The sequence below is a fragment of the Leifsonia sp. YAF41 genome (assembly GCF_052113185.1).
Lineage (GTDB): Bacteria > Actinomycetota > Actinomycetes > Actinomycetales > Microbacteriaceae > Cryobacterium.
In genome coordinates this window covers 192,143-210,302 of sequence record NZ_JBFRCS010000005.1, presented here as the reverse complement: position 1 = coordinate 210,302, position 18,160 = coordinate 192,143, and the positions used below count along the sequence as shown (strand labels likewise).

At 66.3% G+C, this 18,160-nt stretch carries 19 protein-coding genes; 10 read left to right on the top strand and 9 right to left on the bottom strand.

Annotated features, from left to right (window positions below):
- Window positions 1-312: 312 nt before the first annotated feature.
- The 4 genes from AB4Y63_RS06910 to AB4Y63_RS06895 form a co-directional block, all read right to left on the bottom strand.
- A complete protein-coding gene (locus tag AB4Y63_RS06910) occupies window positions 313-1,539 on the bottom strand; it encodes a Dyp-type peroxidase (RefSeq protein ID WP_441790308.1) in 1,227 nt (408 codons plus the stop codon).
- Window positions 1,539-2,135, bottom strand: a complete 597-nt coding sequence (locus AB4Y63_RS06905) for a copper chaperone PCu(A)C (RefSeq protein ID WP_441790307.1) — start codon at window positions 2,133-2,135, stop codon at window positions 1,539-1,541. The genes AB4Y63_RS06910 and AB4Y63_RS06905 overlap by 1 nt, the downstream gene beginning before the upstream one ends.
- 45 nt (window positions 2,136-2,180) lie before the next feature.
- The gene (locus tag AB4Y63_RS06900; RefSeq protein ID WP_441790306.1) at window positions 2,181-2,822 is read right to left on the bottom strand and encodes a copper resistance CopC family protein; all 642 of its coding nucleotides are present in this window, start codon (window positions 2,820-2,822) and stop codon (window positions 2,181-2,183) included.
- Between the two features lie 147 nt (window positions 2,823-2,969).
- The gene (locus AB4Y63_RS06895; protein ID WP_441790305.1) at window positions 2,970-3,596 is read right to left on the bottom strand and encodes a hypothetical protein; all 627 of its coding nucleotides are present in this window, start codon (window positions 3,594-3,596) and stop codon (window positions 2,970-2,972) included.
- A 110-nt stretch (window positions 3,597-3,706) separates the two neighbouring features.
- On the opposite strand from AB4Y63_RS06895, the gene AB4Y63_RS06890 reads away from it, so the two are divergent.
- Window positions 3,707-3,853 carry a hypothetical protein gene (locus AB4Y63_RS06890; protein ID WP_441790304.1) on the top strand — a complete coding sequence of 49 codons (147 nt, stop codon included), beginning with the start codon at window positions 3,707-3,709 and terminating at the stop codon, window positions 3,851-3,853.
- An 82-nt stretch (window positions 3,854-3,935) separates the two neighbouring features.
- On the opposite strand, the gene AB4Y63_RS06885 is transcribed toward AB4Y63_RS06890, so the two are convergent.
- Entirely contained in the window at window positions 3,936-5,660 is a 1,725-nt protein-coding gene (locus AB4Y63_RS06885; RefSeq protein WP_441790303.1) for an amidase, read from the bottom strand.
- A gap of 2 nt (window positions 5,661-5,662) precedes the next feature.
- Window positions 5,663-6,697, bottom strand: coding sequence for an agmatine deiminase family protein (locus tag AB4Y63_RS06880; RefSeq protein WP_441790302.1), 1,035 nt, complete (start codon window positions 6,695-6,697; stop codon window positions 5,663-5,665).
- Between the two features lie 94 nt (window positions 6,698-6,791).
- Between AB4Y63_RS06880 and AB4Y63_RS06875 the strand changes: the two genes are divergently transcribed.
- Together AB4Y63_RS06875 and AB4Y63_RS06870 are read left to right on the top strand one after the other, a co-directional pair.
- Window positions 6,792-7,427, top strand: coding sequence for a TetR/AcrR family transcriptional regulator (locus AB4Y63_RS06875; protein WP_441790301.1), 636 nt, complete (start codon window positions 6,792-6,794; stop codon window positions 7,425-7,427).
- Between the two features lie 30 nt (window positions 7,428-7,457).
- Complete coding sequence (locus AB4Y63_RS06870) at window positions 7,458-7,757, top strand: DUF1905 domain-containing protein (RefSeq protein ID WP_441790300.1); 300 nt, start codon at window positions 7,458-7,460, stop codon at window positions 7,755-7,757.
- A gap of 265 nt (window positions 7,758-8,022) precedes the next feature.
- Here AB4Y63_RS06870 and AB4Y63_RS06865 read toward each other — a convergent pair whose 3' ends face one another.
- Complete coding sequence (locus tag AB4Y63_RS06865) at window positions 8,023-8,394, bottom strand: zf-TFIIB domain-containing protein (RefSeq protein ID WP_441790299.1); 372 nt, start codon at window positions 8,392-8,394, stop codon at window positions 8,023-8,025.
- Window positions 8,395-8,558: 164 nt separating this feature from the next.
- On the opposite strand from AB4Y63_RS06865, the gene AB4Y63_RS06860 reads away from it, so the two are divergent.
- The 7 genes from AB4Y63_RS06860 to rarD all read left to right on the top strand — a co-directional run bounded on the left by AB4Y63_RS06860 (window position 8,559) and on the right by rarD (window position 16,221).
- On the top strand, window positions 8,559-10,520 hold the full coding sequence (locus AB4Y63_RS06860; RefSeq protein ID WP_441790298.1) for an alkyl/aryl-sulfatase: 1,962 nt from the start codon (window positions 8,559-8,561) through the stop codon (window positions 10,518-10,520).
- Between the two features lie 87 nt (window positions 10,521-10,607).
- Window positions 10,608-10,883, top strand: a complete 276-nt coding sequence (locus AB4Y63_RS06855; protein WP_441790297.1) for a hypothetical protein — start codon at window positions 10,608-10,610, stop codon at window positions 10,881-10,883.
- 304 nt (window positions 10,884-11,187) lie between these two features.
- The gene (locus AB4Y63_RS06850) at window positions 11,188-12,474 is read left to right on the top strand and encodes an ATP-binding protein (protein ID WP_441790296.1); all 1,287 of its coding nucleotides are present in this window, start codon (window positions 11,188-11,190) and stop codon (window positions 12,472-12,474) included.
- Window positions 12,475-12,565: 91 nt separating this feature from the next.
- Window positions 12,566-14,053: an SDR family oxidoreductase gene (locus AB4Y63_RS06845; RefSeq protein ID WP_441790295.1), complete on the top strand. Its 1,488-nt coding sequence runs from the start codon at window positions 12,566-12,568 to the stop codon at window positions 14,051-14,053.
- An 84-nt stretch (window positions 14,054-14,137) separates the two neighbouring features.
- Window positions 14,138-14,746, top strand: a complete 609-nt coding sequence (locus tag AB4Y63_RS06840; protein ID WP_441790294.1) for a hypothetical protein — start codon at window positions 14,138-14,140, stop codon at window positions 14,744-14,746.
- Window positions 14,747-14,828: 82 nt separating this feature from the next.
- Window positions 14,829-15,230 carry a DUF6855 family protein gene (locus tag AB4Y63_RS06835; protein WP_441790293.1) on the top strand — a complete coding sequence of 134 codons (402 nt, stop codon included), beginning with the start codon at window positions 14,829-14,831 and terminating at the stop codon, window positions 15,228-15,230.
- A 52-nt stretch (window positions 15,231-15,282) separates the two neighbouring features.
- A complete protein-coding gene (rarD, locus tag AB4Y63_RS06830; protein ID WP_441790292.1) occupies window positions 15,283-16,221 on the top strand; it encodes an EamA family transporter RarD in 939 nt (312 codons plus the stop codon).
- A 93-nt stretch (window positions 16,222-16,314) separates the two neighbouring features.
- On the opposite strand, the gene paaK is transcribed toward rarD, so the two are convergent.
- Window positions 16,315-17,634, bottom strand: a complete 1,320-nt coding sequence (paaK, locus tag AB4Y63_RS06825) for a phenylacetate--CoA ligase PaaK (protein ID WP_441790291.1) — start codon at window positions 17,632-17,634, stop codon at window positions 16,315-16,317.
- 43 nt (window positions 17,635-17,677) lie between these two features.
- Window positions 17,678-18,112: a hydroxyphenylacetyl-CoA thioesterase PaaI gene (gene paaI / locus AB4Y63_RS06820; protein WP_441790290.1), complete on the bottom strand. Its 435-nt coding sequence runs from the start codon at window positions 18,110-18,112 to the stop codon at window positions 17,678-17,680.
- Window positions 18,113-18,160: the final 48 nt, after the last annotated feature.

The window sequence follows — 18,160 nt, the reverse complement described above, 5'->3', positions numbered from 1 at the left end:
GGGTCGGGCTGGGTCTCGACAAGCTCGACCACCGGTTGGGTTGCGCGGCTAAAACAGCGTGTCGCGAGCATGCGGTGATCGAGCCTGTCGAGATCCCGTGAGCCGAGCTCCCAGCGCGGGTGCGTTCGAGGGGGTCGGGCTGGGTCTCGACAAGCTCGACCACCGGTTGGGTTGCGCGGCTAAAACAGCGTGTCGCGAGCATGCGGTGATCGAGCCTGTCGAGATCCCGTGAGCCGAGCTCCCAGCGCGGGTGCGTTCGAGGGGGGGTCGGGCTGGGTCTCGACAAGCTCGACCACCGGTTGGGTTGCGCGGCTAAAACAGCGTGTCGCCGATGTAGCCGTCGGGGCCGCAGCCAGGCGGGATGGCGAACACGGCCGAACCGATGGGAGTGGTCCACTGGTTGAGCAGGTCCAGCTCGTCGAGACGCTTCTGGATCGGCACGAACTGGGCGTCGACATCCGTTTGGAAGCACGCGAACAACAAGCCGGAATTCGAGATCGCCGTTCCGGCAGGCGCCCCATCGTAGTTATATCCCCGACGGAAGATGCGTTGGTTCGGGTCGTCGGAGCGGGCGCGGCGAATATGGGAGTACTCCGGGATGACCGGAAAGCCAAGCGTCGTGGTGGCATCGAAATCCGGTTCGTCAGTCTCGTTCACACCGGTCAGCGGCGCGCCGACGGCCAGCGTGCGGCCGAGTGAGGACTCTCGTCCTCCCCGGTCGAGTTCGTCCCAGGTGTCGAGGTTCATCTCGATCCGGCGCAGAACGAGCCCGGTCCCCCCGAGCAACCACCCGGGGTTGGCCGCTTTCCCCCAGACCAGATTCTCGAAATCGTCGGTACCGGGCACCAGATTCACCGTGCCGTCGACCTGGCCGAACAGATTGCGCATGGTGGTTCCCGGCTTCTCCGAACCCGGAGGGCGGCGGAACCCGGACTGGGTCCACCGCACGGATGCGAACGATCGCGTGTCCTTCAGCAGCATGCGTGTGGCGTGCGCGACGGTCACCGGATCATCCGCCGCGATCTGAAGCAGCAGGTCGCCTCCGTTCCAGGCCTCCTCGAGCCGGTCGATGGTGAATGCCGGCAGGGGGCGCAGCCAGCTCGGAGCCGTGCCGGTCGTGCGGGCCACGAGGCCCGGCCCGAACCCGAAGGTGACCGTGAGCCGGGCGGGAACCATGGCGAGTTCCGGTTCGGAGTCGGCCAGTGCGCTGCGCCCCTGGGTGAGGCGGGCGGCATCGCCCGTGAGGATCTGCATCATTCGCCGCAATCCCGCAGCGTCGACCGAGTCGAGAAGATCGAGAGCGACGAAAGTCACCTGGGCCTGGGGCGGCGTCTCGATCCCGGCCTGATGGGGGCCGTGAAAGTCGATGCTCTCGGAGCCGGTGAGGGCTGGTTCGGTCGTCGCCGGTTGCTCAGCTTTCGCGGTGACGGCGGCGGCGATGCCGACGGATGCTGCAGCGCCGATGCCCGCGGCGGCACCCCCGAGGAGGAGGTGCCGCCGGCTGAGCCGGCGATCAGCGTCGTGCTGATCGGCGGTCATTAGTGCTTCATGTCTTGCATATCGGAGTCAGTCATGTCGGAGTGATCCATGTCGGATTCCTTCATGTCCATGTCCTTCATGTCCATGCCGCCTTCATACGATTCGTTGGCACCGGCGTAGTCCTTCACCGGTGCACTGAACTCATACGTCGAGCCATCCGACAGGGTCAGCGTGAAGGTGGGTTCGTCGCCGGCCTTCAAGGGAGCGGTCAGCCCCATCAGCATGAGGTGGCTTCCGCCCGGCGCGAGTTCGTAGGAACCTCCGGCGGGAATGACAAAGCCGCCCTCCTTGGGCTGCATCATCATCTCCCCGGCGTCGTTCTCCACAGTCTCGTGAAGCTCCGCGGTGGCCGATGCCGCCGTCGCGGCGGAGACAACGGTGATGTCGGCGTCGCTGTCGTTTTCAAGAGTGCCGAAGACGGCAGACATCCCTTCGTCGGCGGCCTTGACCCAGGCATCCTGAATGCTGAGCGACTCGGCCGCACTGGATGTCGCCACTCGCGCGGCAGGCTCGGCCGCCGCGCAACCGGTGGCAACGAGCACTGTCGCCGCGGCGAGGATGATCAGTGTGGGCAGAGTGGTGAATGTTTTCTTCATGTGTTGGTTCTCCTCAGAAGTAGTGAAAATTGATGCGCGTGTGGATCAGTCGCGCGTGTTGTCGGCCGCCCGGCGCCGCGGCCGGAGCACGGTGAAAAGCACGAAGACGACGATGCCCAGGAGGGCACCGCCGATCCCGATGAGCAGAAACGGCGGCGCTGCAGGGGCGTTGCGATCGACGGCGGAATCGGCGGAGGCATCCAGGGCGGGTTCCGCACGCTGTGTTGTTCCCGCTGCCCCCTTCGTAGCGGACCCCTTCGCATCCTTCGCGGCAGGCGCCGCCGTAGCTGCGGTCACCTCGCCGACGGCGAAGTCGAAGGTGCCAGAAATCGGATGGCCGTCAGCCGAAACGACCCGCCACCGCACCTGATAGCGCCCATCGGGCATGTCGGCGTCGAGACTCTGGCTCGCCTGTGGACCCTCTACCCGCATGTCCCCTGACACCCAGTTGTCCCCGGCATCGTCGACGACGAGGATCGTCGCGCCGATCTCGAGGATGTTGTCGGTGAACACCATGCTCACCTCCGGCGGTGCGCCAGTCAGGTGCTCTTTCGACGACGGGGTCGTCGAGAGAACCTGGTCATGCGCGTGCGCCGCGGTGGGCGGCGTCGCCACGATCAGTGCGGAGGCGACGACCACCCCCACTGAGCACGCAATCAAGAGACGGCGGATAAACGATCTGGTCACGGATGACACTCCAGGATGTTCCGGGGTCGACGACGAAGGCCGTCGGTCTATACGTAGGTCCCACGGGGCAGGCATGACGTCGCCGCCACCGGGGGTCCCGCGATCAGGCGCGCGACAGAAGGCCGCGATCGCCAGAATTGATGCGGGTCAGAGAGGCAGGAGCGCGAGGAGCGGCGGTCCGCGGTGCGGGCGGCCAGACAGAATCACGCCGAGGTCACGGAGGCCGAGCCTGTGGGCGATCGCCACACGCATCCGCACCGGGTTGACTGGCGCTGAGGGCAGAACACAGGTGCGGGGAATCGAAACGGCGACCCAGATGGTGCGGGCCAACTCAACAAGGGACCAGAACGCGGTCTCACCGCGACGCAGGGCGACCACCGTGATCACGGCAGCGAGCAGATGCGCCGCCCACATCGTCTGATCGGTGTGCAGGTGCGGCGGGGCCGACGAGACGGCGGCGACTTCGAGAACGACCGCGCCGTGCTGGTGCGCGGTCATGGGGCTGACCAGCGACGTCGTGGGGAGGCCCGAACCCAGGCTGAACAGAAAATGAAAAGCGAACTGACTCAGGGCGACCGAGAGGCCGAGACGGATACGCGACAAGGTGGCGCCGGTCAGGGCTACCGAGGCCAGGCCACCGAACACCAGCGCGAGCACGACACCCAGGAGCCCGGGAGGAGCGCCTCCGCCGGCGACATGTGAGAGCGCTGCGATAAAAACAGAGAGACCTGCGGTCAACCAGCCACGGAGTACCCGTGCCCATCTGGTGGCCACAACCCGCTCCCCACGCTTCGATTCAGATGCTTCGTGCACTAACCATATCGTGTCGGCAAGCATGGCGGATGGTCGTGACCGCGGTGGGTGCCGAAATCAGGAGTGGAGGCGTGTCGGTCGAGCCTGGCCCGCAGACCAGTGGGCTCGCGTTTCGCGACACGCACTCCCTTCCTGATTTCGGTTCAGTGCTTCCGGCGGGGGTCTCGACAGGCTCGACCAACGGGTTCTCGGTGATCGAGCCTGTCGAGATCTCGTGAGCCGATTTCCGAACGCAGTGCACGTGTGAGGATCGACCGGCGGGGGTCTCGACAAGCTCGACCAACGGATTCGACCAACGGGCTATGCGAGCGGCGGGGTGCGCGGCGGCGTCGTGCGCCGCGAGCCGGTCGCCTCGAACGCTGCGGCGAGGGTGAGCAACGCGGTGTCGTCATACGCCCGGCCGGCAAACGTCAGGCCGACCGGCATCCCGATGTCGGCCATTCTGCCCATCGGAACCGTGACCGTCGGGATGCCGAGGTGGCGCGGCACCAGGTTGCCGTTCGCCACCCACACGCCGTTCCGCCAGCCGAGATCGGCGGATGCCTCGTTCACGTCCATGTCGGCGGGGCCGACATCCGCTACAGCCGGGAACACGACGGCGTCGAGTCCCAGGTCGTCCATCCACCGTTCGAGATCGATCCGGCGGGTCTCCTCCAAGCCGCGGAGACCGCCCTCGAGCTCGGGAATCTCGGTGAAATGCGCGACCGGGTGCTCGCGCACCTGAGCCGGATACTCGGCGATATCGTCGTCGAATCCGTCGTAGCGGTCGGGCAGGGACACCGCCGGGTGCGGAAAGATCGTCAAACCGTCAACGTCGACGAGCGTGTGCAGCGCGGGGTCGCCGTTGGCCTGCAGAAAGTCCTCCCAGGCCCACGCCGACAGGTCGACGATCTCACGCCGCAGGAACGCGGGGCTCACGAGTCCGCGAGTGAAGATCGTCGGTGCGCCCGGCCGGTCGCCCTCGTAATTCGAGACGACGGGAAAGTCGACGAGCACCACCTCGGCGCCGGCCGCCTCGAGATCGCGCCGTGCGGCATCCCACAGCTCGATGACCGACGCGCGGGTTTCGATGCTTTGGCCGGTCGACCCGCCGATGCCCGGGTTCTCGCCCGTTCCGGCGTCGGGGTCGGAGTTCACGTACATGCGGGGGAGGCCGAAACGCTTGCCGGCGAACGGCGACGCGGCACCGGCGGCGGATGCCGCGAGCGAGACATACGAATTCGGCCGAACCTTGGAGGCGGCCGGGATCTCCACCCACGGCTGCGCTCGCCAGAAGTCGCCACGCGTTTCCGGATCATCGGCGACGATCACGTCGAGCACCTCGAAGAGGTCATTCATCGTGCGGGTGTGCGGCACGACGACATCCATCGTGGGAACCAGCGACCAATTGCCTCGCACCGAGATCACCCCGCGTGACGGCGTGTAGGCGCAGAGTGCGTTGTTCGACGCGGGGGCCCGGCCGCTTGACCAAGTCTCCTCGCCGAGGCCGAACGCCCCGAAGCTCGCGGCGGTCGCGGTGCCGGAACCGTTTGACGATCCCGAACCGAACGCACTGGTCAAGAACTCGGCGTTGTACGGGCTCTCCGCCCGGCCGTAGACCCCACGCTGCATGCCGCCGTTGGCCATCGGGGGCATGTTCGTCAGGCCGATCAGCACGGCGCCGGCTGCGCGCAGCCGTTCGATCGTGAACGCGTCGCGTTGCGCGACGAGGTGGGCGAAGGCGGGCGACCCGGCGGCGGCGGTGAGTCCCGTCGCCAGGTAGCTGTCCTTCGCGGTGTAGGGGATGCCGTCGAGCGGGCCGAGCGTTTCGCCGCGGGCCCGGCGCGCGTCGGATGCCCGGGCGTCGGCCGCCGCATCGGGATTCATCACGACGAGCGCGTTCAAGCGGATGCCGCCCCGATCGTAGGCCTCGATGCGGTCGAGGTAGGCGGTGAGCAATTGCTCGCTCGTCAGCCGGCCCGATTCGAGGGCGGCACGGAGCTCGGCGATTGACGCCTCGACGACATCGAATTGGGGCGCGCTCATGGTTAGGCGCCCAGCGCCGGTTGCTGCTGCGTGATGCAGTGGATGCCGCCCCCGCGAGCAAGGATCGGCCGCGCGTCGATCGTGACGACTTTTCGGCCCGGGTAGGCCTCCGCCAGAATCGCGGCAGCCCGGGCATCGGCTTCCGGCTCGCCGTAGCCGCAGGCGATGACACCGCCGTTGACGACGAGGTGATTCACATAGCTCCAGTCGACGAAACCCTCGTCGTCGCGGAGGGTGTCGGGCGCGGGCAGCTCGATGATCTCGAAGGGCCGGCCGGCGGCATCCGTCTGCGTCTCGAGGAAGGCCTTGAGGTCACGGGTCACCTCGAAATCGGGGTGCGCGGGGTTCAGCTGCATGTGCAGCAGGAGGCGTCCGGGAGAGGGGATGGTGGCGACCATGTCGACGTGGCCGCGGGTGCCGAAGTCCTCATAGTCGCGAGTGAGACCGCGCGGCAGCCACACCACGTGGGTGGTGCCGAGGGTGCGCGCGAACTCGGTTTCGATGCGGGCCTTGTCGGCGTAAGGGTTGCGTCCCGGGTCGAGCTGCACGGTGTCGGTGGCGAGAACGGTGCCCTCGCCGTCGACGTGGATGGCTCCGCCTTCGTTGACGAGAACGGAGCTGACCAGCTCCGACCCCACCTGGGCCGAGACGAAGCGGGCGATCTCGCGGTCGTGCTCCCAGGTCGACCAGGCCGGAGCGCCCCAGCYGTTGAAGATCCAGTCGACCGCGCCGAGAACACCGGGGCGTTCGTCGTCGACAACGAAGGTGGGGCCGAAATCCCGCACCCAGAAATCGTCGAGCGGCACCTCGATGCGCGTGATCTGGCTGCCGAGCATGCGCTCGGCGCGTTCATGCTCCGACGGGTCAACGAGCATCGTGACGGGTTCGAACTCGGCAACGGCGTGGGCCACGGCGGTCCAGGCCGCGTAGGCCTCTTCGGCCGAGGCGGCGTCCTCGCCGAGCGTCAGTCCGGCACGGGGGAATGCCATCCAGGTGCGTTCGTGCGGTGCGGTCTCGGGGGGCATACGCCAGCTCATGGGATTCCTTTGTGCTGTGCCCCGAGAGGCGGTTGGACAACTTGTTGATCAAATGATCAATAATGTTAGCGAGGTTACTTAGACTGTGGGGATCATGTCAAGACCCCCAGCCCCTCGCGGCACTCGCAAGCCGCCCGCCGAGCGCAGCGCCGAGATTCTCGAGGCCGCGCGCTCGCTCGCTCTCGAGCACGGTCTGGCCGCCGTGACGCTGCGCGCGGTCGCCGCCCGCGCCGCTGTGACCCCGGCGCTCATCGCTCACTACGAACCGAGCATGGATGCCCTCGTCGCCCGCACCTTCGCGACGATTGTGGCGGCGGAGATCGGTGAGATCGGTGAACTGACGACCGGGCTGGCGCCGCGGGAGGAGCTGCGCGTGGTGCTCGACACCCTGCTCGACGGCTCGCGCGCCGACGTCACGGTGATCTGGGTCGAAGCGTGGACGCTTGGACGCCGAAATGAACCGCTTGCGGCGAGCGTTCGCGAGCAGATGGATGCCTGGCAGGCGGTTCTGCAGGAAATTCTCGAGTCGGGTGTCGCGACGGGTGGGTTCACCGTCGACGATGCCCCGGCGACGGCCTGGCTGCTGCTCGGCCTGATCGACGGGTTCACGGCGCAATCGCTGGTGCGCTGGGGCGGTGCCGGTGGTGCCGGCGCCGCAGGGGGAAGCCGCGCGGTTGTTGCGCGGGCGATTGCGACCTTTGTCGGACTGCCGCCGACCGCATTCGGCTGAGTGCTTCGATCACGCGGAGAGGCGGAGAAGATGGAGAGTTTCGACATCGAGGCGGTGCTGTGGGAGCCTGCTGCAGAAAACAACTCGTGGGTTTTCGTCACGGTGCCCGTTCCCATCTCGCAGGAGATCAAGGATCGCCCGCGACCGCCGGCCCCAGGATTTGGCTCAATTCGTGTGCGGGTCACAATCGGACGCTCGACCTGGGCGACGTCGCTCTTTCCGGACGCCACGCGCGGCTGCTATCTCTTGCCGGTGAAGAAGCAGATTCGGGTCGCCGAGTCGATTGCGCCGGGGGATCAGATCGGCGTGCACCTCGAGGTGCTGCAGTAGGCGTCGCATCGTTGGTTTGAGAGCGGCAGGCTTGCGTTTTCCGAAATGAACTTCAGAGTCATTTGAGCCTGAAGTTCATAAGCGAAATTTGGCACCACAAGGTTAAGGCCTCGTTGGTTGAGGAGCGCCCGACGAAGTCGGACGTGTCTCGAAACCACGCGAGCCAATCCTTGAACGCGGGGTGCGTCCTGAGATTGGCTCACGAGGTCTCGACAGGCTCGACCACCGGGGTGGGTGCGTCCTGAGATCGGCCCGCCAGAACGGCCTAGTCGAAGAGCTCGCTCAGCCAGCTTTCCTTCTTCTTGGGGCGGTAGCCCGAGCGGTTGTCGTAACCACGGTTGTCGTAGCCGCGGTTGTCGTAACCCTGCTGCTGGGCGCCGAAACGCGGGTCGTACTGCTGGGCAGGCGGGGCCTGCTGGGCCTGCGGCGCGACCGGAGCCGCGGGCGCGGCCTGCGCGACAGGTGCGACCGGCGCGGCAGCCGGCATCCGCGACGCAAATTCTGCCTCTGCCCGGTCGATGATCTTGTCGAGCTCGCCTCGGTCAAGCCAGACGCCACGGCATTCGGGGCAGTAGTCGATCTCGACGCCGCTCCGTTCACTCATGACGAGGGTTGCTGAATCGGTGGGACACTTCATGAAATCCTCCAGGGCTGCGGTGACGCTCTCAGCGTATTGAGTGTCTTGTGTGAGGTACCTGGGAGCGATCGGCCATCGAAAGCGCCGCAACAAATTGATTGCGCGCATCTGCGCATCGGTGCAGAGTCGAAGAGTCAGAGTTGACTCTTCGCGAAGGGCACATCATGCAACCCAAGCCAGCGAGCGCGGCGATCGAAGCAGCCCACCGGCACGTGTCAATTGAGCTTCCTCTGGCGGACAGGGCGACTTTCGAGGATGCCGATCGCGGCTTCATTGCAGCCCTCACGCCCGCGGTGAYCACCGCGGCCGACGGTCGAGTCGTCTGGGACAACGACAGTTACGCCTTTCTGGAGGGGGAAGCACCGACCACGGTGCACCCCAGCCTGTGGCGGCAATCGCAACTGGTGGCGAAACAGGGCCTCTACGAGGTGGTGCCCGGCATCTATCAGGTGCGCGGCTTCGACCTGTCGAACATCACCTTCGTCGAGGGAGACACCGGGGTCATCGTGATCGACCCGCTGATCTCCACCGAGACGGCCGCTGCCGCGTTGGCGCTCTTTCGTCAGCATCGCGGAGACTTCCCCGTCGTCGCCGTCATCTACACCCACAGCCATATCGACCATTTCGGCGGTGTCTTCGGCGTCGCCTCTCCAGCGGATGTCGACGCCGGACGCATCGAGATCATCGCCCCGGCCGGATTCGTCGGGCACGCTGTCGCCGAGAACGTCTACGCCGGAACCGCGATGGGGCGCCGCGCCGGCTACATGTACGGTGCCGCCCTCGCCCGCGGCCCGCGGGGACAGGTCGGCGCGGGGCTTGGCCAAACGACATCCGCCGGGGAGGTCGGACTGATCGTTCCGACACGGGAGATCACCTCGACGGGCGAGACGCACGTGATCGACGGGGTCGAGATCGAGTTTCAGATGGCGCCCGGCACCGAGGCGCCCGCCGAGATGCACTTCTACTTTCCGAAGCTTCGGGCGCTCTGCATGGCCGAGAATGCCACTCACACGCAGCACAATCTGCTCACCCTGCGCGGGGCGCTCGTGCGCGACCCGCACGTGTGGTCGACCTATCTCACCGAAGCGATCGAGACGTTCGGTGCTCGAACGGATGTCGCGTTTGCGTCTCATCATTGGCCGACCTGGGGTACCGAGCACGTGATCAGATACTTGTCGATCCAGCGAGATCTCTACGCCTACCTGCACGATCAGACCCTGCGCTACCTCAATCAGGGCTACATCGGCAGCGAGATCGCCGAGATGCTCGAGCTGCCGCCGGTGTTGGAGCGGGAGTGGAGCACCAAGGGGTACTACGGCTCGGTGAGTCACAACGTCAAAGCCATCTACCAGCGCTACCTGGGCTGGTTCGACGGGAACCCGGCCCGGTTGTGGCCGCATCCGCCGGCCGAGCAGGCGCGTCGCTATGTGGACGCCCTCGGCGGTCTCGATCGCGTGGTGGCACTCGCGCAGACCGCGTTCGACGACGGTGATTTTCGGTGGGCGGCGACCCTGCTCGACCACGCGGTATTCGCCGACGACACGCACACGGCGGCGCGCAGCCTCTACGCAGACACGCTTGAGCAGCTCGGCTACGGCTCGGAAAACGGAACCTGGCGCAACTTCTTTCTGTCGGGCGCCACCGAGTTGCGCGAGGGCAACTTCGGCACGCCGACCGCGCCGGCCCCTCCGGCCATCGTCGCCCAACTCACCCCCGAGCAGCTGTTTGACTCACTCGCTATCTCGGTCAACGGCCCGAAGGCGTGGGACCTCGACCTGTCATTGAATGTCACGTTCACCGACCTCGAGACCACCTATCGGCTGACGTTGCGCAACGGGGTGCTCATCAGCATCCGTCGCGCCGCGGTAACGGATGCTGCGGAAACGGATGCTGCGGAAACGGACGCTGCGAAAACGGACGCCGCAGAAACGGATGCTGCGGAAACGGACGCCGCAGAAACGGATGCGGCGGCGACGCTCACGCTGACAAAGGAGCGCTTGATCGCCCTCCTCGGCGGTGACTCGACATCGGACGGCATCGAGCTGACCGGCGACGCGACGGTGATGACACAGCTGCTCGGCGTGCTGGACCGGGGCGACCCGTCGTTCAACATTGTGACGCCCTGAGGGGCGCCGTGAGAACGTCATGCCGTGAGAAGACACGACCCCCCAGCCGACCAACCGCAATTTCCAGTGTTCGAGAGAGGAATCCCGATGTTTGACTACGTATTGCCCGACCGAGCCGAGATCGCCCACAAGAACCGCCAGTTCGTTCTGCAGTTGTTGGAGCCGAAACTCTGGCAGATCACCGACGCGGCCGGAGGCGACTACGGCACGATCGTGATGATCACCAAGGAAGGCCCTGACCATGAGGCGGTCTACGGCGGCAAGCTTCCGCACGACGAGGAGGTCGACCTCTGGGGCTCCGACTGGGATGCGATCGCGCGCGGGGTGATCAACCAGGTCGACGCCGACCGGGCGCACCTCTAACCCTCTCGTTGATCGAGGAGCCGCCGACGGAGTCGGCCGCGTCTCGAGATCTCGCGAGCCGATCTCTGATCGTGGGTTGCGTCTGAGGACTGGCTCGCGAGGTCACTTCGAGAGGCTCAGTACATCGCCCGAGACACGGGCTCGCTGCGCTCGCTCGCCCTCGACCAACGAGATGGTGATGCTCGTCAAGGTGTCCCGTCGTTGAGCCCTCGTCGGTCGGTGCGTCCGGAGATGGGGTGGATGCGCCGCGTTCGGCGGTGCTGCCCGGTTACGATCCCTTGACGGCACCAATGGAGGAGACCCGATGACTGGTTGGCGGCTACGCGACTTTCACCCCGATGATCTCGACGGCATCCTCGCGCTCTGGGAGGAGATCAAGGCGAGCGGAACCGAACCGGTCTACGGCCTCTCCGAGGTGCTCGCCTCGTGCGAAAAAGATGACGCGGTCGTCGCGGTGGTCGGTGAAAAAGTCGTCGGGGCCGTGGTCGGCCGGGCGGCTCACGCGCAGGGCTGGATCGTTTTTCTTGCCACGCTGGGGGAGTGGCAGAGCCAGGGAATCGGCTCGGCCCTGTTGATGGCGCTCGAAGCGAAGATGGCGCCGCACGGATTGTCGAAACTGTCGGCGCTGATGCCCGACACCGAGTCGCGCGTCGACGCGTTTCTCAGCCGCGGCTTCGAGGTCAAGCAGAACCTGCGCTACTTCGAACGTCACATCCCGGTGCAGCGCGAAGAGCTGCGGCTCCTCGGTGAACTCGGCGGCCGGGTGCTGCCGCGGGACCTCTGGGACAACGTCGGTGGCATGGCCGCCGAGAAGGAGCTGCTCGAACGCCGCCTCGTCATGCCGCTGGCGAAGTCGCAGCTGGCCGAACAATTCGGTGTCGCCCCGCCGCGCGCCGTCGTGCTGTTCGGCCCGCCCGGAACCGGCAAAACCACCTTCGCCAAGGCGATCGCGTCGCGCCTGGAATGGTCGTTCGTCGAGGTGTTTCCGTCGCGCCTGGCCGCCGATCCGCGCGGGCTTGCCGGTGCGCTGCGCGAGACCTTCCTCAAGATCTCCGAACTCGAGCACGCCGTCGTGTTCATCGACGAGGTCGAGGAGATCGCGGCGCATCGTTCCGGCGAGCCGCCGTCGCCGATGCAGGGCGTCACCAACGAGCTGCTCAAGATCATTCCCGCATTCCGGGACCAACCCGACCGGCTTCTCATCTGCGCGACGAACTTCATCCGCGCCCTCGACTCGGCGTTTCTCCGCCACGGCCGGTTCGACTATGTCATCCCGATCGGGTTGCCGGATGCCGCAGCCCGCCGGTCGATCTGGGAACGCTACATCCCGGCCTCCACCCGGAGCGATGTCGACCTCGACCAATTGGTCGAATCGAGCGACGGATTCTCACCGGCCGACATCGAATATGCCGCCCGCAAGGCGTCGCAGAACGCGCTTGAGAATGCCGTCTATGCCCCGGGCGGGCGGTCGATCCAGTCAGGTCCGAGCACCGTCGACTACTTCGACGCAATCTCATCGACCCGCACCACGGTCTCGTCGGAAGTCGCCGCCGAGTTCCTCGAGGACATCGACACCCTTGCGCGGCTGTAACGGGTATGCCGTAACTCATTCGGAGGGCGGGCCCGACCCCGCGCCCGCCGCGGGGCTTGTGAGCGGCCGCCCTCTCGAACTACCGTGAGGCATGTCCACACGGATCTTGGTCACGGGGGCGACCGGCTACGTCGGCGGGAGGCTTGTGCCCCTGCTTCTTGAGGCAGGCTACGAGGTACGCGTTTTCGTGCGTTCGCCCGAGAAGCTCCTGGATGTCCCGTGGGCGTCGCGGGTCGAGGTCGCACGCGGCGACTTGCTCGACTCCGCCAGCCTCGACGCCGCCCTCGACGGAGTGACCGCGGCCTACTATCTGGTGCACGCGATGGGGCAGGGCGGCTCGGGCGGTGACGAGTTCGAGCGCCGGGAGGCGCAGAGCGCGAGAAACCTGTCGGTTGCGGCTCGCTCGGCTGACGTCGCCCGCCTCATCTATCTCGGCGGGCTGCACCCCGAGGATGCACCGCTCAGCCGACACCTGCGGTCCCGTGCCGAGGTCGGCGAGATTCTTCTGAACTCAGGCGTCGACACAGCTGTTCTGCAAGCCGGAGTAGTGATCGGCTCCGGGTCGGCGTCGTTCGAGATGATTCGCAGTCTCACCGATGTGCTGCCCTACATGCCGGCGCCTCGCTGGGTGCGCAACCGCATCCAGCCCATCGCGGTGCGCGATGTCCTCTACTACCTCGTCGAGGCGGCGAAGCTGCCGCCCGGAGTGAACCGCGCCTTCGATATCGGCGGCCCCGACGTGCTGCGCTACGGGCAGATGATGAATGGCTATGCCCGAGAAGCAGGTCTGCGGCAACGGCCGATCGCGGCGTTGCCGGTGCTCACGCCGTGGCTTGCCTCGCAATGGGTGAATCTTGTCACGCCGATTCCTCGCCGTCTCGCCGTGCCGATTATTGAGTCGTTGCAGAACGATTGCGTCGTCAAAGAGCACGATATCGACAGGTACATCCCGCCCCCGCCCGATGGCTTGACCAGCTATCGGAAGGCTGTGCGGTTGGCCCTCGCCCGCATGCGAGCGGGGGAGGTGCAGACGAGTTGGGTCGACGGCTCGGTTCTTGACAGCCCGAGCGACCCGCTACCCAGCGACCCTGACTGGGCGGGCTACCTCGTTTACACCGATCTGAAACGACGTGCGACCTCGGCCACCCCCGACCAGCTCTGGACCATCATCGAGGGCATCGGAGGCGCGAACGGGTGGTACTCGTTTCCGCTGGCCTGGGCCATCCGCGGCTGGATTGACAAGCTCGTCGGCGGTGTCGGCCTGCGGCGCGGCCGCCGCAACCCGGCCCGGCTCAATACCGGTGACGCGCTCGATTTCTGGCGGGTCGAAGATCTTCAGCGGGGCAGGTTGCTTCGACTCCGGGCCGAAATGCTTGTGCCGGGTCGGGCCTGGCTGGAGATGACCAGCACGCCGGCCGACGGCGGGTCGGTCTATACCCAGCGAGCGATCTTCTTCCCGTCAGGATTGGGTGGGCGCCTCTATTGGTGGGCAATCGTGCCGTTTCACGGAGTGATCTTCAACGGCATGGCCAACCGCATCGTCGCCGCCGCCGAGGCGGAGCACGCCGTCCGCGCGTGACACGCCGTTTCCGTCGAGTTGAAGCGACGGCTGGCGAGAAACAGCAGTCGCTAGGCTTCACGCAACGAAGGGGTGGTTCGAACCATGCGCAAGATTTTGGTTGTGATGATGCTGTCCACGGTGATGCTGGCCGGATGCGCGGCGCAGCCGGCTGAGGCGCCGTCGTCACCACAAGGTGCGGGGTCAACTGCGTCGGAGAAACCCGGGGCTGAGCCGTCGGCGACCGCCCCCGTCGCCACCGAGGATCCGGCGGATGCCATTGTGGCCGTCGATCCTGCGCCGTATGCCGGATTCACTCCGTACGTTTCCGCATCCGTGGACTTTCGCACCCCGTCATCGAACGAGTCGTGCGGGATCTACGTCACCGACAACCCCGCCGATGTGTTCTGGGGATGCGCGCCGCAGGTATTCGACTACGCACTTCCACAGCGCGGGGGAGCAGACGACACCTGTCCGGAGCAGGTGCACCTCACCGGTGGAATCGAATCCCACAACCAGGATCTCCCGAAATTGAGCTGCCGCAATGACGCCCCGTTCAGCGGGCAGGCCAACCCCGACGTACCGGTGTTGGAAGCGGGAACCTCGGTCAGCCTGGCCGGCGTCACCTGCGTCTCGGGCGCGGATGCCGTCACGTGCACGGCCGACTCGGGCCGGGGCTTCACTCTCTCGCGGAGTGCATACAGCATCGACTGAAGCGGACCTGCGCGCGCGTGACCCACGACGCCTACGCTGGGGACAGCGAGAGTATCGCGACCACTGGGCGAAGGAGTTCGAAATGGCAACTGGAACACGCGAAGACCCGTGGGTGCTGACCACCCCGCCCGGGACATCCGAGTACGTCATGTTTGCCGACAAGGAAGCCGACCCGCCCCTGCTGGTCTGCCAGGTCGGATCGACCAAGCTCACCTACCAGCTGCGCGTCATCGAAGACCTCGCCGCCTGGTTGCGCGAGCAGGGCGACTGGGTGGCGCTCGGCTCAGCCGACGAGCAGAAAGCAGCCGCCGAGGGAACCGTCGAAGCGTGGGGTCGCTCCGAGAGCAACCCGGTGGGCGGTTGGTACGGCACGCGCAAGGGCTACCGGGGGCGCGTGGGCATGTACCTGCCGCCGCTGCTCGAAACGCTCGGACTGGCCGAGGTCACCCACGACGCCCGCAACAACCGCATGCGCGCGCTGTAATCAGCGCCGCATCATCTTCATCCTTTCTCACAGAACCGAGCACGCAACAGCAATGCAGACTGCACTACACCGATCGGCGCCGACCTCGCGCGGAGTGATCGCCTCGATCGGGGCGTCAGCCCTGTTCGCCACGCTCTACGTGCTGCCCGAATACCTGACGGCGCTCAGCCCGACCGAGATCTTCGCCTGGCGGGTGATCGTGACCGTTCCGCTGCTCACCGTGCTGCTGATCGCGATCCGCGAGTGGGGCGCCGTGCGCGAGATTGCGCGGAGGGTGCGCCGCACGCCGATGCTGGCCGGGGTGCTGCTGGTCAACGCCGGGCTGCTCGGGGTGCAGGTGTGGATTTTCGGGTGGGCGCCGACGACCGGGCACGGCCTCGACGTCGCACTCGGCTACTTTCTGATGCCGCTGGTGATGGTGCTGGTCGGCGTGCTGCTGCACCGCGAACGGCTCACCGGATGGCGTCTGGCCGCAGTCGGGGCCGCCGCGATCGGTGTCGCAGCCGCTCTGCTCGGCGGTGGCGGCATCTCGTGGTCAACCGTGGTGGTCGCGCTCGGCTACCCGCTCTATTTTGTGATTCGTCGCCGCGCGGCGCTCGACAGTCCAGGCGCGCTCTGGTTCGAAATGGCCATTCTGATGGTGCCGAGTGTGGTGGTCGCGCTGCAGCCCGACTCGCTGGCGGTTGTCGCCGCCCACGCCGAACTCGTCGTGCCGTTGCTCCTGCTCGGCCTGGTCAGCAGTTTCGCTCTCGTCGCGTATCTCGCCGCGAGCCGGTTGCTGTCGTTCAGTCTGTTCGGGCTGCTCACCTACCTCGAGCCGGTGCTGCTGGTCGTGGTCGCGGTGCTGGTGCTCGGCGAGACGGTTTCACCGACTCAGATGGTCACCTATGGCGCGATCGTGGTGGCGATCCTGTTGCTGTGTGTCGAGGGGATTGTGCATCGGCCGCGAACCCGTTCAGACGCGGTGATTGAGCCTGTCGAAATCAGGTGACCAGACGCGGTGATTGAGCCTGTCGAAATCACGTGACCGAGTCTCGAGACCGGCTCACCGGATCTCGACAGGCTCGATCACCGGTCGGCTCGATCAGCCGCGCAGGTCGTAGACCCGCTGCAGCTTGCCCTCACTGCGCGGCAGCGTGCCCGGCTCCTCGAGCTGTACCTCGACGCTTGAGCCGATGTGTGTCTTGATCCGCTGCGTGAGCACGACGGTCGCCGCTTGGCAGATCTCGATGTCGAGGTCGGGGTGCCGTTCGATGCGCACGGTCAGCGCATCCATCCGGCCAGACCGCGTGAGCTCGAGGATGAAGTGCGGCGTCAGAGTCTCGATGCCGAGCACGAGTTCCTCGATCTGAGTGGGGAACAAGTTCACCCCGCGCAGGATGATCATGTCGTCGTTGCGCCCGGTGATCTTCTCGATCCGGCGCATGCCGGGTCGCGCGGTGCCCGGCAGCAATCGGGTGAGATCGCGGGTGCGGTAGCGGATGACCGGAAAGGCCTCCTTGGTCAGCGAGGTGAAAACGAGCTCGCCCATCTCCCCATCGGCCAGCCGCTCACCGGATTCGCCATCGATGATCTCCGGCAGAAAATGGTCTTCCCAGATGTGCGGGCCGTCCTTCGTCTCGAGGCACTCGTTGCCGACGCCCGGGCCCATCACCTCACTGAGTCCGTAGATGTCGAGAGCGTCGATGTTGAGGCGGCGTTCGAGTTCGTGGCGCATCTCGTTGGTCCACGGTTCGGCGCCGAGCACCGCCACCTTCAGGCTCGTCGAGCGGGGGTCGATGCCGGCGGCTTCCATCGCATCCGCGATCGTGAGCAGGTAACTCGGGGTACACATGATGACGTCGGGTTCGAAGTCGCGGATGAGCTGCACTTGACGTGCGGTCTGCCCGCCCGACATCGGGATGACCGTGGCGCCGAGCGCCTCGATGCCCGCATGCGCGCCGAGGCCGCCGGTGAACAGACCGTAGCCGTAGGCGTTGTGCACTTTCATGCCCGCCCGCACGCCCGAGGCGCGCAGCGACCTCGCCACCAGGTTTCCCCAGTTCTCCAGATCGCGTTTCGTGTAGCCGACGACGGTCGGCCGCCCGGTGGTTCCCGACGAAGCGTGGATGCGGGCCACCTGGTCCATCGGCACCGCGAACATGCCGAACGGGTACGTCTCGCGCAGGTCGGCCTTCGTCGTGAACGGCAGCTTCGCGACATCCGCCAGTGTTCGGATGTCCCGCGGGTGCACCCCCGCCGCATCGAACTTTGCGGTGTAGAGCGGCACATTCGCGTAGGCGTGCGCGACGGTCCACTGCAGGCGCTCGAGTTGCAGGGCCTCGACCTCGGCACGGCTCAGGCGTTCCTCCGCGTCGAGCTCATCGATGGTCGGGGCGTGCAAAGCGGTGGTCGTCGTTGACACAGGTGCCTCCTGGCGAAGAATTACGCGGAAAGGGTGGGGGAGATCAGGCTGACGGGGAGGTGGGGCGGTTGGTTGTCAGGCTGCGACCGCGGAACTCGGCCACGGTGTCGCCGGTCTCGTCGGTGACACTCACGTCGTAGAGACCGGTGCGGCCGCTGCGCGTGCGGCGCACGGCGGTCGCGGTGAGGGTCTGGCCGGCGCGGGTCGACTTGAGAAAGGTGATGTCGGCCCCAGCCGCAACGGTGACCGACTCGTCTTCGTTGCAGGCGATGGCGAACGCGGTGTCGGCGAGGGTGAAGACCAGCCCGCCGTGAGTGATCTGAAACCCGTTGGTCATGTCTTCACGCACGAGCATTGAGACGACGGCGACGCCGGGTTCGTCGCGCTCGACGACCATGCCCAAGGCGAATGATGCCTTGTCGCTCTGCATCATCGAACGCAAGGGCGCGGTCGTGGCTGCTGCCGGGGCATCCGTCATGGTGACTCCTCAATGAGTGCATGGTCGTGAGTTCACGGCGAGCTGCGC

Excerpts from the sequence above, each read along its gene's own strand:
- AB4Y63_RS06870 (WP_441790300.1), top strand. The coding sequence starts at position 7,458 with ATGGAGAGTTTCGACATCGAGGCGGTGCTGTGGGAGCCTGCTGCAGAA.
- AB4Y63_RS06885 (WP_441790303.1), bottom strand. The coding sequence starts at position 5,660 with ATGAGCGCGCCCCAATTCGATGTCGTCGAGGCGTCAATCGCCGAGCTC.
- paaI (WP_441790290.1), bottom strand. The coding sequence starts at position 18,112 with ATGACGGATGCCCCGGCAGCAGCCACGACCGCGCCCTTGCGTTCGATG.
- AB4Y63_RS06865 (WP_441790299.1), bottom strand. The coding sequence starts at position 8,394 with ATGAAGTGTCCCACCGATTCAGCAACCCTCGTCATGAGTGAACGGAGC.
- AB4Y63_RS06855 (WP_441790297.1), top strand. The coding sequence starts at position 10,608 with ATGTTTGACTACGTATTGCCCGACCGAGCCGAGATCGCCCACAAGAAC.
- AB4Y63_RS06840 (WP_441790294.1), top strand. The coding sequence starts at position 14,138 with ATGCGCAAGATTTTGGTTGTGATGATGCTGTCCACGGTGATGCTGGCC.
- AB4Y63_RS06910 (WP_441790308.1), bottom strand. The coding sequence starts at position 1,539 with ATGACCGCCGATCAGCACGACGCTGATCGCCGGCTCAGCCGGCGGCAC.
- AB4Y63_RS06875 (WP_441790301.1), top strand. The coding sequence starts at position 6,792 with ATGTCAAGACCCCCAGCCCCTCGCGGCACTCGCAAGCCGCCCGCCGAG.
- AB4Y63_RS06905 (WP_441790307.1), bottom strand. The coding sequence starts at position 2,135 with ATGAAGAAAACATTCACCACTCTGCCCACACTGATCATCCTCGCCGCG.
- AB4Y63_RS06845 (WP_441790295.1), top strand. The coding sequence starts at position 12,566 with ATGTCCACACGGATCTTGGTCACGGGGGCGACCGGCTACGTCGGCGGG.
- AB4Y63_RS06850 (WP_441790296.1), top strand. The coding sequence starts at position 11,188 with ATGACTGGTTGGCGGCTACGCGACTTTCACCCCGATGATCTCGACGGC.
- AB4Y63_RS06835 (WP_441790293.1), top strand. The coding sequence starts at position 14,829 with ATGGCAACTGGAACACGCGAAGACCCGTGGGTGCTGACCACCCCGCCC.
- rarD (WP_441790292.1), top strand. The coding sequence starts at position 15,283 with ATGCAGACTGCACTACACCGATCGGCGCCGACCTCGCGCGGAGTGATC.